12 protein-coding genes are annotated in these 15,999 nt (G+C 41.3%); all 12 read right to left on the minus strand.

All coding sequences use genetic code 11. The features are described from left to right. Positions 1-8 precede the first annotated feature (8 nt). Positions 9-662, minus strand: a complete 654-nt coding sequence (locus tag ABFV83_RS11465) for a hypothetical protein (protein WP_349943942.1) — start codon at positions 660-662, stop codon at positions 9-11. A 6-nt stretch (positions 663-668) separates the two neighbouring features. Next, a complete protein-coding gene (locus tag ABFV83_RS11470) occupies positions 669-941 on the minus strand; it encodes a DUF4176 domain-containing protein (RefSeq protein WP_349943944.1) in 273 nt (90 codons plus the stop codon). Positions 942-957: 16 nt separating this feature from the next. Then, a complete protein-coding gene (locus ABFV83_RS11475) occupies positions 958-2,157 on the minus strand; it encodes a hypothetical protein (protein WP_349943946.1) in 1,200 nt (399 codons plus the stop codon). Between the two features lie 125 nt (positions 2,158-2,282). Next, a complete protein-coding gene (locus tag ABFV83_RS11480; protein WP_349943948.1) occupies positions 2,283-2,861 on the minus strand; it encodes an FHA domain-containing protein in 579 nt (192 codons plus the stop codon). Positions 2,862-3,077: 216 nt separating this feature from the next. Then, positions 3,078-5,264, minus strand: a complete 2,187-nt coding sequence (locus tag ABFV83_RS11485; protein ID WP_349943950.1) for a protein kinase — start codon at positions 5,262-5,264, stop codon at positions 3,078-3,080. 197 nt (positions 5,265-5,461) lie between these two features. After that, on the minus strand, positions 5,462-6,619 hold the full coding sequence (locus tag ABFV83_RS11490) for a hypothetical protein (protein ID WP_349943952.1): 1,158 nt from the start codon (positions 6,617-6,619) through the stop codon (positions 5,462-5,464). A gap of 287 nt (positions 6,620-6,906) precedes the next feature. Beyond that, complete coding sequence (locus tag ABFV83_RS11495; RefSeq protein ID WP_349943953.1) at positions 6,907-8,781, minus strand: tetratricopeptide repeat protein; 1,875 nt, start codon at positions 8,779-8,781, stop codon at positions 6,907-6,909. A 122-nt stretch (positions 8,782-8,903) separates the two neighbouring features. Beyond that, positions 8,904-10,769, minus strand: coding sequence for a YARHG domain-containing protein (locus tag ABFV83_RS11500; RefSeq protein ID WP_349943955.1), 1,866 nt, complete (start codon positions 10,767-10,769; stop codon positions 8,904-8,906). A gap of 34 nt (positions 10,770-10,803) precedes the next feature. Then, positions 10,804-11,247, minus strand: a complete 444-nt coding sequence (locus tag ABFV83_RS11505) for a zinc ribbon domain-containing protein (protein WP_349943957.1) — start codon at positions 11,245-11,247, stop codon at positions 10,804-10,806. Positions 11,248-11,267: 20 nt separating this feature from the next. Continuing rightward, positions 11,268-13,502 (minus strand): zinc ribbon domain-containing protein, encoded by a 2,235-nt coding sequence (locus ABFV83_RS11510; protein ID WP_349943959.1) that lies wholly within the window; start codon positions 13,500-13,502, stop codon positions 11,268-11,270. A 58-nt stretch (positions 13,503-13,560) separates the two neighbouring features. After that, positions 13,561-14,496, minus strand: a complete 936-nt coding sequence (locus tag ABFV83_RS11515) for a YARHG domain-containing protein (RefSeq protein WP_349943960.1) — start codon at positions 14,494-14,496, stop codon at positions 13,561-13,563. A 68-nt stretch (positions 14,497-14,564) separates the two neighbouring features. Then, on the minus strand, positions 14,565-15,665 hold the full coding sequence (locus tag ABFV83_RS11520) for a tetratricopeptide repeat protein (RefSeq protein WP_349943962.1): 1,101 nt from the start codon (positions 15,663-15,665) through the stop codon (positions 14,565-14,567). Positions 15,666-15,999: the final 334 nt, after the last annotated feature.

The following is a 15,999-nucleotide window of genomic DNA, read 5'->3' on the forward strand; positions in this document are numbered from 1 at the left end:
AAACCTCCCTACTCCTCTTCTATAAAGCGAGGATCGTATCTTTTCAATAATTCCTTATTTGTTGTATAAATATACGTCACTTCTTTCGAATGAACCGGAATCTCTCCCCTATTACCATGTTTGATGTAATCCTGGTACAGGATGTACAAAGAAGCCACATCCAGATACCTTTCATCTTTTATATAATATTCATACACATCTTTCATATCGTAGACGACCGGAGTTTTCCCGATCAACCCTATCTGAATCTCCTCACCTGTGACCATTTCAAAAAATGGATGTTTCACCCCTTCTTTTCCTTGTCCTATCATATAGAAATGATAAGTTCTTCCTTCCAGGAGCACTTCATGAAAAGAGTATCCTGAAAAGAATCCTGTTTTTTCTTCTTTTAAGCAAATATGGCCGCAGTTTTCTGCCTGGCTGTTAAAAATCTGGTACAGACGGAACTTTTTATCAGATGTCCTTTTCCCAAAATTAGCCAATCCATTTAATGAATTGCAATGAAGACGATATTTATCAGCCTGGTGCTTCCTGTAATATATCTCCCCCATCATATAATTTTGAGGAATCTCTGCCGATGCAATCTGCTCTCCAAACTCATCTACGACCTGATAGCTTGCTGATAATCCCTGATATGTCTGAATCATTTTTCCTCTCAGCATATGATATTATTCCTCTGTCTGCTTATTCATCTGTTCCTCAATATAATGCCTGAATTTTAATTCTTCTTCATCCTGCATTCCCAGGAAATAGATCATCTCAATGTCTTCATTGTTAAATAAATACATTTTATCTGATCCCATATAGCCTTCTGGAAACAAGCATCCGGAATAATCATACATCTTATTCTCATCTGCCACCTGAATACGTCCAAAGATCATGACCCTCTTTGTTGCTCCTTTTAATAATACAACAGAACCGATTGGTAAATATTTTTTCATGTTTTATTCTCCTCTTCTACCAGAATTTTAAATCTGACCAGGTTGGCAGCTTTGCTCCACTCCAGTCTATCTTAACATCAGCATCAATTCCTAAAAGCACTGAAAGTCCAGCTTTTACCTGAACTCCATCCGTTGTGGCCGCCGCAGATGCCTTGGCTCCCACCGCACCGGCTTTTCCTCCAACTGCTGCATCTACTTTAATACCAAACATCGTGAATCCACTCTTTACTTCACCTCTTGCAAGATAAGCTTCTGCCCCTGCTTCCGCTTTTACCCCATATACACTGGAACCATCTTCATTGGCTATTCTGCCGGCCTGGACACCTGCCGAAGCTTCCGCCCCAAGCAGAGTCCCTTCTGCACTCTGATGAGTGTTAAATACATCATTTCCCTGCTGTGTGCTGACAGAGCCTTTTGCTACAGATGCACTGGCTTTGGCCTTTAACTCCAGACAAGGATCAAACTTGCCATTCTGAGAAACCATCAGACCGCCTGAGATTGCTACTCCCGCATTGAGGAGGCTGGCTTCTGCCTTGGCAGAGAAAGAACCATATTTGGCTTCTACCTCACCTTTCGCAGCATATAAATCCAATCCTGCGTTGGCAGTCACTCCAATATCCCCGGCTTTCTCACCCTTTTTCGGGATATCCCAGTTCATCTTATAGCCAGCTTTTCCTTCCGCTCCAAGCACGCTGCCGTTCCCGGTTACAGAATAATCCTTTCCCGGGAAATCTCCTCCAAGCGTCCCACTGCCGTTTAATACAGATGCAGTGAATCCACCGGATGCTGACGCAACATGGGAACCTGTCAAAGAACTGATCCAGCCAGCATAAGAATTATCCCAGCCTCCTCCACTGTTACTGCCGCCGCCTGAGTCTCCTCCTGGCGTAAATCCTAAACTGATACCCGGCTTTATTCCTGGAGAAGCACTTTTCCCATTGGCATGGTCTAAAATGCTTTTTTCTGCTATTTTATAAAAAGTAACTGCTTTCTCCAGGCCAGACTTCATGGCAATCACGGAATTAAGATGTTCCCGGCTTTCTTCCAAAAGATTATTTAATTTCTGGTCGATCTGGTTTCTTGCCTGGACCTTAAATCTAAGAGTCTGCTTTACCCGGCTGAGTTCATCTGCAGCGCTGGACAAGTCTTTTTTTATTGTTTCCAGTTCCTGGACCTGCAGCAGCACAGATGAACACTTAATGCAAAAATCACCCATATACTTCTCCCCTCCTGATACTATTTACCTTAACTGTTATTACCATAACATATCTTTAAAAAAACCATTGCAAAGACTGACCAATAACCGTTATTTTCGAATGAATGACCAATCCTCACAAAACCTTATCCAAATAATGTGATATCAAATACCATATTTCCTATATAGAGCCGGTCACCGGTCAACAGTTTAATTCCCTGGGAGTTTGCATAAGTTGTATTCTTTTTCCGTCGTATCATGGTTCTGCTGCTGGAAGAAATATCTTTTAAATATACAGCTCCATCTGCGAGAAATATCTCGCACTGGCGTCTGGCTACAGTCGGATCCGTGACTACAATAGAGTTCTGTCCTTTTTCCCGCCCTATTACGATTCCATCTGCCGGATTCAGCATATATCTCTGGTCTGACAGCTCACTATGGGCAGTCAGCTGCACCATCAGCTTCCCCGGCTCTGCCTGCTTTTTCGACTTCCGCGAAGAAATGCTTTTTGAGTAGTCCACTGCATAAGGAACATTAGATACCTTTTTATTTTTTTCTTTTTCTTCATGATCCTGGTTACGGAGGACACGTTCCAATGCTTCTTCACGGTGCTTATTTAAAGCTCGTTCCTGTAGTTCTTTTCTTTTTTTACTGGTTATAGACAAAACAATCAGCAATATAATGAGCAGAACTGCAAAAACTGCGATGATTATAGTCTTCTGCATGCTATATCCCTTCTGCTTTCATAAATTTCCATTTACTCATCCTTATAAATCCTATCCAGTTTCTTTTTTAAACTTTTCCTGGCAATCCCATTGCAAATTGAGAAAATTATTAGAATTATCACCAATAATATCATGGTTCCTATTCCGCCATAGAACATCATCATACCTTTTGTCATTGTTTTCCTTTCTGTGCTGCACTGATATGAGGGTTTAACTTTATTGCCATCCGCCGGCTTTTAATTCACCGATCATATCCTCCAGCATCAGCATCTGGGTATCAGAAACATTGTTATTAACTGGCTGGCTGTACAACTCCCGGGCTTTCTCATAATTTGAAAATACATGCTGATAATTGCGCCGGCTATTTGGCAGTTTTCCCTGGTCTTCTGCATAAAGAAATGCCATCTGCATATATACTCTGTAATCATCCGGGAATTTTTCTTTCATGCTCATCAGCTGACGCTCTGCATTCGGATAGTCCCCCATAGATTGGTACAGCAGTGCAATATTATTCATAATATAAAAACGTGAATATCCATTATCCAGCAATTGCTGAAACGTATCTATCGCTTTGGCATAATAAGTGTTGTCCTGATTTTTCCTGGCTTTTTTTGTATAAGCTTCTCCAAGCATTTCCAAGACAGCCATATTATTAGTCCCTGAAACATCAGAAGATGCTTTATTCAAATAATCAATAAACTTGTCCACATCAATGTCTAGTTTCCGATACATCTGCCCACAGGTCACATAAGATCTTTGTACCAGAAGTTCATCCTTTGATTTCTGTATAACCTCTAAAAAGTCCTTCTCTGCAGTTGGATAATCCTCACGGGACATGGCTATCTCTCCATTTACATATAGGGCATTATCATCAGTGATCCCACTATCTACCGCTTTTCCCAGCATCTTGGCTGCCTTATCATAATTACCGCTTCGTGCCAGGCTGATTGCATAATCGCGATAAAAATCACTGTTATTGTCTACGTAAGTGACAGCTTCCTCAAAGTATCCCAATGCATCGTTATATTTTTCCTTATTAAAATATGTATTTCCCAACAGATAAAGTAGGTTCGCATAAGTTTCTTCATCCCGCCCTTTCTGAATAGAATACTTATTAGAAGTATCCTGTATATACTTCTGACATTGTTCATAATCCCCTGACTGATAATACTGGAATGCCATGGCACAATAGCCATCAATCCGGTCCGGATACGTCTCTATGGCTTCCTTTGCAAGTTCCGCAGCCCCGGTAAAGTCCTGTTCCCCAGCCAGCTCCTTTGAAATCCTTACCATATCGTAAAAATGCTCAACACGTTCCTGCCGCATAGTTTTCCATCCTAATACAGTCGTTGCAGCAGCACCAATAAAGCAAACAGTAAATAAAGTATTGGCTGCCCACTGTCTGTGAACGTGCCTCTTATAAGCACCATCCAATTTACGGATATTCACGACAGCATCATGCATTTCTGCTGCTGATACAAAACGTTTATCCGGGTCCTTTTCCATGGCTTTCTCTATGATATAGGTCAGGCCATCACTGATTTTTAATGGGAATGAGGATAAGGGTTTTACCGGTCCTGTGGAGCGTCCAGGCTTTTCACCTGTAACAAGATGATACAGTGCTGCACCTAATGCATATATATCAGCACGTTCATCCATATTGCATACTGGTACATTCAGTGCACTGCTTGGAGCATTCGAAGAACTGCCTGATGCTGTATTACGATGACTTCCCGGTAACTTCTCTGTCCTGGAGGTATCTTCCTCTTCAGACAGATCAGTTTCCTTAAGAATCTCTGTTTCCTGTAAAACTTCTGTTGCGTTATTAGCATCAGAAGAAGCCTGATCAAGTCCCTCCCAGGTCATCTGATACTGCTCCGGAGCAGCATAACCATGAGTCAGGCCAAGAATCCTGGCTTTTCCTCCTTCAAAAAACTGTGATACGTTAAAATCGATCAGGCAGATATCTCCATTTGGAGTCAGCATGATATTCTCCGGTTTTATATCACTGTGAATGATCGGAGGATGCTGCCCATGGAGATAAGCCAGAGCTTCTGTGAGCTGCGTTGCCCACTTGATGATATCTTTCTGGGAAAAATGTTTTCTGGCCTTTAATTCCTGCAGAAGGTTCTGGCCTGGTATATAATCCATGATGGTATAGATTTCCCCATCGATTTCCAGGAAATCATAAACCTGTGGAAGATAAGTGTGCTTAATATTTTTTAAAGTATCAGCTTCGGCTCGAATATTCAGTTTTTCCTTTGCTTCCCCTTTAATTTCTTTGACTACCACATCTTTATTAAGGCGAAGATGTTTCGCCATAAAGACATTTCCGCCACTTCCGGATCCAAGCTTATCACCTATCTCATAAATTACACTCAGTACATCACCTTTGTTTAACATACCCATACCCCTGCTTTTCATTGAAATTGCCTTTTAATCTCTCATAATCCCAAATAAAGTCTGCTCGCTCATAATCATTAAATATCCTATTCTGAAAATTTTCCGGATCAATGGTTCTCTTATACTAAGCAGCAATCTATCAAAGTTGCTCCGGCCAGTCCGGCCACCAGTTCACTTCCCCGCTAGTTATCCCTACATCACTCGTGAATAAACCCTATAACACCCTCAAGCTCGTTTGGGGTCTTCGTTGACATAACACCTGTATTATTGTCACTGGTGTTTCCGCTCTTGCTCACAATATATCGGGTTTTACCATCGTCATTGTCATTTTTTACTTCAAGTATTACCCAGTGTCCCATCTCAAATTTCACAGGAAATATATGCGTCAGCTCGGAATCGCGTTCAAAAGACCAAATTATATCGCCGTTCCAAAGCCCGTTTACCACACTACCAGTGATAATACGATAAATTACGTTTTCTGCAAGGCCAGAGTTCCATTCCTTGATAGTCATCTCTCCATCTGGCTTATCGTCTTGCCAAGAGCCTTTTGCAAAATAGTTTTGTCCTTCATAATAACCAAACCATAGTCCATTTCCGTTTCGCACATCATCAAGATAGTCTCCATAGTACAGCATATAATTTCCGTAGGTGGTCGAATCTACACCGTATACTCCAATTCTTCCACTCGGAGTTTCGGAGATAAATGGTTCACGAAGGAAGTCTACCAATGCCGTGACTTTGCCGAACTCCTCAGACTGCATCTTCTCAAATACAGCATCATAGCTTTCCGTTGCGCATAGAGCGGCGATTTCTCCTAAAATCGGAACGGCGAGTGCAGTTGATTCTTCTCGTTCTTCCTGATAGATCAACTCATCAAGAAGCTCCTGTAATTTTACCTTTCCGTCAACTGACATATCAGTAACGCCAATCCCTTGATTCAGTAAAGCGATAGCAGAATCAGTATCCGGCTTGTCAATGTAGATATGTGCCAATCGCAGATACCAATCCGAATTTATTTTATCTATGGCTATCAATCGGGTAAGAAAATCCGTTTGCAGCTCAATGTCATCAGGGAACGATTCCAGTCCGATTTTTAACACATTGACAGCCGGCGGAGCATCACTCAAGCCTATATATGCTTCCGAAGCTCCCGTATAGCTACGAGGATTGCGAGGTTCTACCTCAATTAATTTGTTAAAGTAGATGAGTGCTTTCTCGTAGTTCATTTCAAGCAGATACTTTTCACCCAAATCGAGCAATTCTGTGGCTGACATTTTTTCTAGTGACTTCGAGCAAGCAGCACAAACAGTAACCAATACTGCCATTGTTATTAATAAAGCTAATGTTCGTTTCATTTTCGCCCTCCCGCGGATTACTCCACATCAATGTATTGTGCTGCCATTCATAGCGTCATCCGAATCGACATGTTGCCTCATCCCGCCATGATCGGACGGTACATATGTATCACCATACTCATGTATCAGGTAATTTGTGCATTTGCCGCCTTCAAACTGGTAAACCCACTTTTCGCCAATGAACAAATTGGTTTTTACCGTCGGTCACAGACATATTTCTAATGGCAATTGAAGAGGACCTATCGGCGTGAGTCCATAGCTGACACTCCACTGTTGTTCCTTCGTCGCTACTTCGCAGTCCAACGTAAAAGTTTATAAGTGTCTTTGCCGCCGTAAGCGTAAGGCGCAATAACAGCGGTATGGCTGCCCCCGGCAACCGCTCCTTCCAATACATCATCCGGATGGATCAACTGCTCCCAAAACTTTCTACGTTCATATTGCGCCGGAATATTGTGTGAAGCCCATTCGTGGGTTACTGCGTTAAATGTACCATCACCGTTATCATAAAACTCTACGATTTCCGACCACTTCAAAGGCTCCCCATCAGCACCCGTAAAATAGTAGTAGCCGTCTTTGAACAGATATTGATATTGTCCATAATTCCAATAATCCGGATTGTCGATATAACCAACGCTCTTATGCATAACACTAATTCCAAAATACTTGTCAACAACATCGAATATGGTACCAGCTGAAATTTTTAAATAGTAATGCTCACTGTCAGTTACGTTAATTATTGCGTTATAGTTATTCAGATAAGTATGCCAAATTGCAAACTCAATGAGCTGCTCATCTGCATAATCAGCAGCATCAAAATTGTCAAACTCTAATTCGCTGAAATTGCTTAAAAAGATACTTAGCTTTTTGTATTCATCATCAGTAAATGACTCAATTATATTCTGAGCTGCCGGCATAGAAGCTGCCGGCTCTGAGTACGATTCCTGCCGGTTGTTTTGTGATTCGGCGAACGGAGCTCGCAGCAAATCAAAACGCGTATAGGGAATAATCAGCTCACTTGCTCCTGCAGCATAGTAAAATGTATATTGATTAAAATAAATATGTACACCATCTTCGGCAAGCCAGAACACAGCGTTTGCAGGGTTACACTGTTCTTTGACAGATTCCACATAGTAATTTATATAACTTCCGGAATCGTAGCCTTGTGCTGCTTCAGCCAAGAATTTACCATCATCGCCCCGGCTTGACTGATAGGCAATGTACTCATTATAAAGAGTTTCCTGCACCTGGTTTTCGTCAATAAGCAAGAGATCCGATATTTTCATTGCCTTACCTGTACCGCAATCGAAAGTATGACCCAGATAATCAAAACCTCCGTGAGGTCCGAGTCCGTCCCACTCCGAACTGCCAACAAAAGAAAGATACTGGTTCTTGCGATAACTTTCTTTCCACGTAATTTCCGATCCCCCGACTCTGCCGTTATTTGCCTCCTCATATGTATATCCTTCGCGGCTGTAATATGACTCAAACAGCCATTCTGAATCGCTCATGGTGCTCTCTGCCGGCAACTCATCTTTAAAGACAGCGTTCATACTTGTTATCCGTTCGCCGGTTCCCAGAAATACCGGCTGGTTGCTTTCATCCCGCCAAATCAATACTCCATCATCAGCACGCAGTTCCGTATAATATGTCTGTTTAATTTCATATTCAGGGATAAGGAGTTTGTAATAGCGTTCTGCAATTTTTTCATTTTCAGGCAGCTCATCAAGTCCTTGCCGCAAAATATCTATTGCTTTATCCTTATCATCAAGTGCACTGTAAACATCGGCAAGTCCAAGATATACATCTGCATTTCGGGGATCGATATCAATCATATCCCCGTAGATATCCGCTGCAGCTTTCAGATATTCATGGTCATCCGGCAGCTGCCCCAAACCATCCTGCAATACAGCAATCGCCTTATCGGTATCGCCTTTCGCTATGTACGTCTCCGCTAAACCCGTATAGCCGCGTGGATTACGGGGTTCGACCTTTATCAGTTGATCAAAGCAGACTACTGCTTTCTCATAATTCATTTCAAGCAGGTACTTTTCACCCAAATCGAGCAATTCTGACGCTGACATTTTTTCAAGTGATTTCGAGCAAGCAGCACAAACAGTAACCAATACTGCGATCGTTATTAACAAAGCTAATGTTCGTTTCATTTTCGCCCTCCCCCGAATTTCTCCGCATTCATGTATTGTGCCGATTTTCATAGCGTCATCAGGATCGACATGTTGCCTTTTCCGGCCGTTATCGGACGGTACATATTCGTCTGCCCCTGCTTTTATTTGATATAGCCTTTTAATCTCTCATAATCCTTAATAAAATATGCGTTTGCCTGCTCATAATCATTAAATATGCTGTCCTGGAAATTTTCCAGATCAATCGTTCCCTTATACCAGGATTTGCTATCAAAATAAGTCTGTAACGCCGTATCTTTAAATCGTCTGCCTCTCCTTGCATAGATTTCATTTCTGGCAAGCCTTAGCTGTTCTGCCGTCAGCCGCTGCAGATCTGAGGGCATTAAATACCTGCTGTTACTGTCATAGATAACAAAGTCATTGACAAACATCTGTGCTGCGGAAGTTGTAGCCTCCATATAGATAGCCGGGATATAATCATAAGCTTCACGTGCCACGATCCCTTCCCCCATATAATTAACTGTAACAGCACGTTCTGCAGTTGCCGGACTTTCATTCCGTGTCTGATACTCAACCAAATAAAGCTCTTTCTGCTGGCGGTAAATAGCATTGTAAATCTCTGCCATTGAACTGATATCATTAATATTTCGGTAAAAACCATTCGTCTGATTTGCAATAGATGTTAAGCTTGAAGTATCAATGCTGCTTCCCACTCCAATAATAAAAACTGGTATCTTGTACCTGCCTGCCAGCTCTGTGATAATATCCGGGGTGCATTTGCTTGCATTATCCATTCCATCGGTAAAGGCTATCACGCATTTTGCACCGTTTTGCATGGCAGTCTGATTGATTGCCACATAAAGTGCATCATATAATGCAGTACTGCTTCCTGGTGACATCCGGTTGACTGCTGATGCCAATGCCGTCCCATCAGAAGTAAAGGCTACATCTGTATATACCTCATCTGCAAAAGACACCAGGGATGCTTTATCCCCAATACTAAACTGAATATTCTGCAGAAAATTAATCATGATATTTTTTGCCGCTGTCATTGGAGAACCATTCATGCTTCCGCTTACATCAGCCACCATATTAATGTTCAGGTTTTCAGCCTGATCCAGCTGAACTGCTTTTATAATAGTTTTTTCTTCAAAGGTACCTGTCCCTGCAACCTGTTCGGACAGATAAAAATACTGTGGCTGCAGATCAGGGACTGCTACCTTTGTTGTCTCATCTTCTACCTTTACGTATAATTTGACTGCCGGGAAATTGGTCACATCTACCTGCTGGACATCCATAACATATTTGCTCTGTCCTTTAATAGAATTCGTAACAGCCTGCCACTGCATGATCTTATCTTCGGCTTCTTTGTACTTTCCTTCAGAAAGGAGTTGTTCCGCTTCAGTCTGGAGGTTTTGTATAATAGTCTTTTCACTGTCAAAAGCAGAATCCAGATTTGTAGTTTTCAAACTTGCAACCGTACTTTCTGTCAGCTTCTGGTTAAAATCCCGAACGGATTCAATATAAGCATTAATCTGATCCAACAGGTCAACTACTTTTGAAGAGTCCTGCTTATCTACAGCCTTTGCCAGCTTTTTTAGAAGCGCTTCATATTCAGCTGTTTGTTCATTGCTGACAATAAAATTATCCAGTTCTCCAGAAAATTCCGCCTGCTTTTCTCCGGCTTCAATCATTACACTATGAATTTCTTCAATCTCAGTGCGCGCCTCACTTAAACGTGATGCCATATCTTCATAGCTGTCCTTATCCTTCTCCTCGACCACCCGGTCACAATCTGACAGCAATGATTTGAATTTTGCAAGACCATCCAAAGAATATCCTTTTAAAAGACTTTCAATCTCATCCCGCTCTGTCTTCAAACCAATGGCACCTTTGATCATATGGCTATAATAATAATATCCTATGGCACCTTCAACAGCCAGTACCAGCACAGTTAATGCAATAATAATCCCAACTGCGAGCCTAAATTTATTACTGCTTCTCCCCATACTCTTCCCCTTATAAAGCTGTATGATATTCGAGTTACTTCAACTTAGTTCCACATTTTCTGCAGAAATTCACTGCAAGTTCATATCTCTGTCCACAATTTGGACAAATGACTGCATCTTCATCCCCCGACATCAGCCGGCCGCCGGCAGGGGACACCGCCCCTGCATTCTGGCCACTATTCTGGCCTCCAAGGATCTGTTTTTCCTTCAATTCCAGTTCATCTAGTTCTGCCTGCTGCTGTTTGATGATCACTTCTTTCTCTGCAATCTCCATCAGCTTATCCTGGATACGTTCTATGGCTACCTCTCCCTGAGTCCAGTCCTGGTAAACGATCTCACCAATCTCTGACATTAATGTGGCAATCTCACTTTTTAAAGTTGCTATGTATGTCTTGATTTTATTTAACTCTAAAAAATTAGATGTCTTTACATTAAGAACCGTTAACCCTTTTGAAAAAGTACTTTTTAAATCAGCCATTATCTGCTCCTCCATAAACTTTAGTAAATATTGCCGTAACCACCTTTAATATAAGAAACATCTTCATCAATCTTATTCTGTTTCTGCTCACTTATCCAGATGCATAAGTCACCTCTGTACCTATCCAGGTTATAATCCTGTAAATATGCGATCTTACCATCCTCTAAGGGTTTAAAGTAGATAATATCATCACCGATCTTAACTGATTTACCTTTCTGGTAACGATACAGTGTGAAGGAACAGTCTCTGTCACTTAAATCTTTTGCATAGTAGATGCTGTTATCTTCTTCCGGTGAAACAGGTGTGAAAGCATTTGTTGATACATCATCATCAATCCCATCTCCGCTGACATTCAAAGTTGCTTCTATATCATCAAAATCTGACCAGTAACCGATCTTGCCATTGAATAACATCATGCCGGAAACATCATCTGCAATCTTCTCCGGGCTGTTAATGGATTTTTCGTTATAAGAAATTGCATACAGCGTTGCTGTCCCGTCATCCTGTCTGTCATCAGAATAGTAGAAAGTATGGTTATCTAGATCAAAACGTGTTGAATCGATCTCTTCTTCAACATCAAACTGGTTCATCCCAGTGCCAGTTACCAAATAATATTTCTTGCTTTCTGAAAGCCCCTTTGTAAGCTTATCAACTGCATCAGATGCAGAATCAATAGATGAGATATTATATTCTCCAAGTCCTTCCAGGTCAGCCTGGGAAACACATATAACTTTATCTGTGCTATTTTTGTCAGAGTAGGCTATTGCTTCTATCTCTAAGACAGTATCTGAAATCTTAGTGGAATCTTTTCCATCATACAGATATAATTCATTCAATGTAACGCTTCCTAAGCTGTCCAGCGTGTTACGGATCTCATCTCTCTGGAGCTTTTTATTATAAGCTTCAACAGCCGAATTATATTTATCTATATCAACGGTATAGGTTGTGCCGCCAAACCAGTCCGTACCACTGGCAACCCTGTAATCATTCTGATTTGGACGCTGCATATTAGAATCTGCTGTCGCCTGATCATCCGTAATGAAGTCCGTAAACTGATATTTTTCTCCTGGAAGCGTGTAATAAATTGATTTTCCGCCCTCTGCATATGCCCAGTTTCCGTCAAAATCAGAAGCAATCTTTTCTTTATCCTTTAGGTTTTTTACACACATCAATTTTTCATCTTTTGTATAATAGATATATTTCAGATCATTAGAAGCGCAGATATAAGATGCTTCAGAATCAAGTTTCTCCTTGGATGTATTCTTTTTCTTTAAATCATAAGTATAAATATCATCGTCCCCAGTCATAAATATCAGGCATGACTCATCTTCGCTGACAACATAGTTCCTGATATCGGAACCAATTTTAGTTTTGTCCTTTAAGTCAGATAAATACAGGTTAATATCTCCGGAACTGCCTTTTAAATAAAGGACTTTCCCTGATGAAAGCAGTCTGTAACCACGTACATTAGAATCCAGTTTTTCAGAGGTATCCTTCTTATTGCTCTGCTTTTTCAAGTTCTTATACATTAAAGTGCCAACTCCATCACCGCCCACTTTTTCAGCATAGAAAACATATCTGCCATCTTCCGAATAACGGACCATATCCATAGAACTCAGCATCTCATAATAGGTTTTATCTTCTGTTGCACGGTCAGTGATCTCAAGGCTTTTTTTATTCTTTATTGTATACTGGATATTGCTGTTGTCTTTATAATAAACCAGTTTTTCCGATGTGCCTCCTGTTTTCCCACCAAGGAGCATTACTCCTACTACTGCTGCAGCTGCAACCACTGCGATCACTGCTGCTCCAGCGATGATCCTTTTATTGATCTTTCCTTTGACCGGCTGGTTGGGGGTGATGACTTCTTCCTCATCTTCGTTTAAATTAGCTCCACAATTCATACAGAACTGATCGTCAGCACTGTTCTTTGCCCCACATCTTGAGCAAAAAATAACATCATCTGGTTCCTGGTCCGGCTCTTCCTTATGTAAATAATCTGTATTTTCATTGGGGGGTTCAGCGGTATCCATATTATCCGCCGTCTCTGTGACCGGATTTGCAGATGCATCTGTTCCTGTATTTACTACTGTGTCTGCACCCTCATTGGAAGCTATGTCTCTGCCTGTCCATATAACAGTCTCAGCAACTTCTTCCGTCTCCTGATCCAGCTCTATTTCCTGTTTTGTCCCGCATTCTCCGCAAAACAGCTCATCATCTTCCATGGGAGTCCCACAATTTGTACATGTTTTCATACCTTTTCCTCCTAATGTACCACTATTTAAATATTCTCATTTGTATTTATACTATAAGCTAGTTCATCTTATTTTCCTGTTCCTGGATGAACTTGGCATTATATTTCTCATAAACGTTAAGTATCTCGTCTGTAAAATCCTCCGGTGCCACAGTGGCTGTGTACCAGGCCTTTGACTGGAAATACGCATTTAAATCATCAGCTTTAAAGATTCTTCCATGCCTTGCATAAATTTCATTTCTGGCAATTCTCAGCTGCTCTTTGGTCAAAAGTGCAAAATCTGCTGCCATCAGGTAACGAATGCCACTGTCTGGTAATATATAATCTGCAGACACTGCCTGTCCCTGGGCGGCATTATATTGTGCCCCCTGCATTCCATACTGGGATTCATAAGCAGGCTGTGTTTCCGCAAACAGGTAAGCTTCTGTAGCTGCTCCGGTCATTGCTGTTTCTGTACCCTGCCCAGAAGTATTCCCCTGAAGCATGCTGCCCCAACTTGAAGCAGTCTCTGTTGCAGAACCCTCAGTCAGATTTGACTCTGTCTCTTTGTTTTCTTCAGAAGCGTCTGATTCTTTTTCCTCATCTTTTTTTTCATCTTCGTCGTCAGTTTCTTCTTTATCCTTTGAATCAGCGATGCGGCTGTAAATCGATGTTCCCCCTGAAGGTACAAGGATAAACCGATAGATACTGAAGCCACCTCCACCTGCTAAAACAATGGCCAGGACAGCCAGCAAAATAAACAGGCCCCCATGTTTCTTTTGCTTTTCATGATGAACTGCAATCGGCTCTTGCTTGATTTTCTCCGGTGTCTCCTGTGCTGCAGGTCCATCACTTACTTTGGTACCACATCTGCCGCAGAACTTTTTTCCTGGTGTGATCTCTTTTCCGCAATTTGGACAGAATTGCTTCGGCTGGAAAGCTGTAACCGGTGCTCCACATTTACTGCAAAATTTTTTCCCTTCCGTATTCTCACTTCCGCATGACTGACATTTCATACTCCTAACCTCCTAAAAGATAAACATATTAATAACTGTTTATAAACTGAATACTCACAAATATCGTTTTACTGGATCTGCGACTGGATATCTCCTGATGCAAATCCATAAACTCCATAAATCAGGTCACCCTGGTCAATACACTGCATTGTTGAATCTTCAATTGAGACTGCAACAATGTAACTGCCATCGGTATCAACATATCTTGCCGAGTTTTCCATTGGCTGAAGGATTCCTGTAATTGCACGATAATAATATGTATAGGTACGTCCCTGGTCATAAACAAGCATTGTCATATTCCCATTTTCAAGCCCTGCACGGAAGGTGCCGGATGTTGTTGAAACTGTGCTTAACGTTCCACCTGCTGTATATGTGCAATGACTTACCATTCCTTGTCCTTCTGGCTTGTCCTTCTGCCACAGGCCTTCATAAATATTAGCTTTGCCGGAAGATGCCTTTATCCATATGGCCCTGCCTTCGCGGCTTCCCTCACTCAATCCTCCATAATACAGGCATCCATTATCATAAATGGCAATCGCTTCTCCATTCTTCTGGGGATAATAAAACACCCTGTCAATACCGGCAATAAACTCCGAATATTCTGTTGTTCTTAACAAAGTTACCAGCTTTAATGTATCTGAAGCCTCTGCTGCTTTTAACAACTGTTCCAGCAGTTCCTGCTGTGCCTGAGACTGTTCCTGCCGGGTTTCCAGCTCATCCAGCAATTTTCTGATTTCTGAGTCCCTGGTCATCTCATATGCATCCGTTAAAATATCATGTGCCTTTTCATATTCCCCTTCATCCATGTACTGCTTATACAGATCAGTATAAACACGGATGATTCTGGTTTTCAGCCTTTCATCTGGTACCGCTTCCCAGCCCAGCTTCAGCAGTTCTGCTGCCATCTCCGGATTCTTCATACCCTTATAAGCATCTGCCATACCAATATATGCCTCCACCTGTCTGGGATCAATCTCAATTGCTGACTGATATGCCAGAATAGCTTTTTCATATTCCTGCTCATTTAAATACCTATCCCCCAGTGACAGCTTCCTGCCGCTTAAATAGCTGTCCACTTTATCTGCCGACACAATTGCCAGACAGATACCGCCAGCAAAACCCAGGATTAAAAAAAGTGCGATCAGAAGTACTTTAAATCGCGTCCTCATATATCTCCTTTCACTATTTCCTGCTTATTCAACAGGATACCATTCTTTTCATCCTTATAGGCCAATTTCTGACAAAGTGCTTTCATATTCTGATAAATGACCTGTCTAAAGAATAATAATTACATTATGTAAACCATACATTCCAATTCCTTCCATTTTTACAATTATTAATTAATAGTATAATGTGAAAGAAAACAAATGTAAATATTAAAAAAACATTACTTTTTTTTGAACATTTTGGAGGATGTCACTGTTTTTTAAAAAAAGAAGTGGAAACCAAAGCCCCCAGCAGTATGCAGTTACACCTCAAAAAGTTCAATATTACCTAAAGTTT

Source organism: Lacrimispora sp. BS-2 (assembly GCF_040207125.1).
Classification (GTDB): domain Bacteria; phylum Bacillota; class Clostridia; order Lachnospirales; family Lachnospiraceae; genus Lacrimispora.

Excerpts from the sequence above, each read along its gene's own strand:
- ABFV83_RS11510 (WP_349943959.1), bottom strand. The coding sequence starts at position 13,502 with ATGAAAACATGTACAAATTGTGGGACTCCCATGGAAGATGATGAGCTG.
- ABFV83_RS11500 (WP_349943955.1), bottom strand. The coding sequence starts at position 10,769 with ATGGGGAGAAGCAGTAATAAATTTAGGCTCGCAGTTGGGATTATTATT.
- ABFV83_RS11505 (WP_349943957.1), bottom strand. The coding sequence starts at position 11,247 with ATGGCTGATTTAAAAAGTACTTTTTCAAAAGGGTTAACGGTTCTTAAT.
- ABFV83_RS11475 (WP_349943946.1), bottom strand. The coding sequence starts at position 2,157 with ATGGGTGATTTTTGCATTAAGTGTTCATCTGTGCTGCTGCAGGTCCAG.
- ABFV83_RS11515 (WP_349943960.1), bottom strand. The coding sequence starts at position 14,496 with ATGAAATGTCAGTCATGCGGAAGTGAGAATACGGAAGGGAAAAAATTT.
- ABFV83_RS11465 (WP_349943942.1), bottom strand. The coding sequence starts at position 662 with ATGCTGAGAGGAAAAATGATTCAGACATATCAGGGATTATCAGCAAGC.
- ABFV83_RS11470 (WP_349943944.1), bottom strand. The coding sequence starts at position 941 with ATGAAAAAATATTTACCAATCGGTTCTGTTGTATTATTAAAAGGAGCA.
- ABFV83_RS11520 (WP_349943962.1), bottom strand. The coding sequence starts at position 15,665 with ATGAGGACGCGATTTAAAGTACTTCTGATCGCACTTTTTTTAATCCTG.
- ABFV83_RS11485 (WP_349943950.1), bottom strand. The coding sequence starts at position 5,264 with ATGTTAAACAAAGGTGATGTACTGAGTGTAATTTATGAGATAGGTGAT.
- ABFV83_RS11490 (WP_349943952.1), bottom strand. The coding sequence starts at position 6,619 with ATGAAACGAACATTAGCTTTATTAATAACAATGGCAGTATTGGTTACT.
- ABFV83_RS11495 (WP_349943953.1), bottom strand. The coding sequence starts at position 8,781 with ATGAAACGAACATTAGCTTTGTTAATAACGATCGCAGTATTGGTTACT.
- ABFV83_RS11480 (WP_349943948.1), bottom strand. The coding sequence starts at position 2,861 with ATGCAGAAGACTATAATCATCGCAGTTTTTGCAGTTCTGCTCATTATA.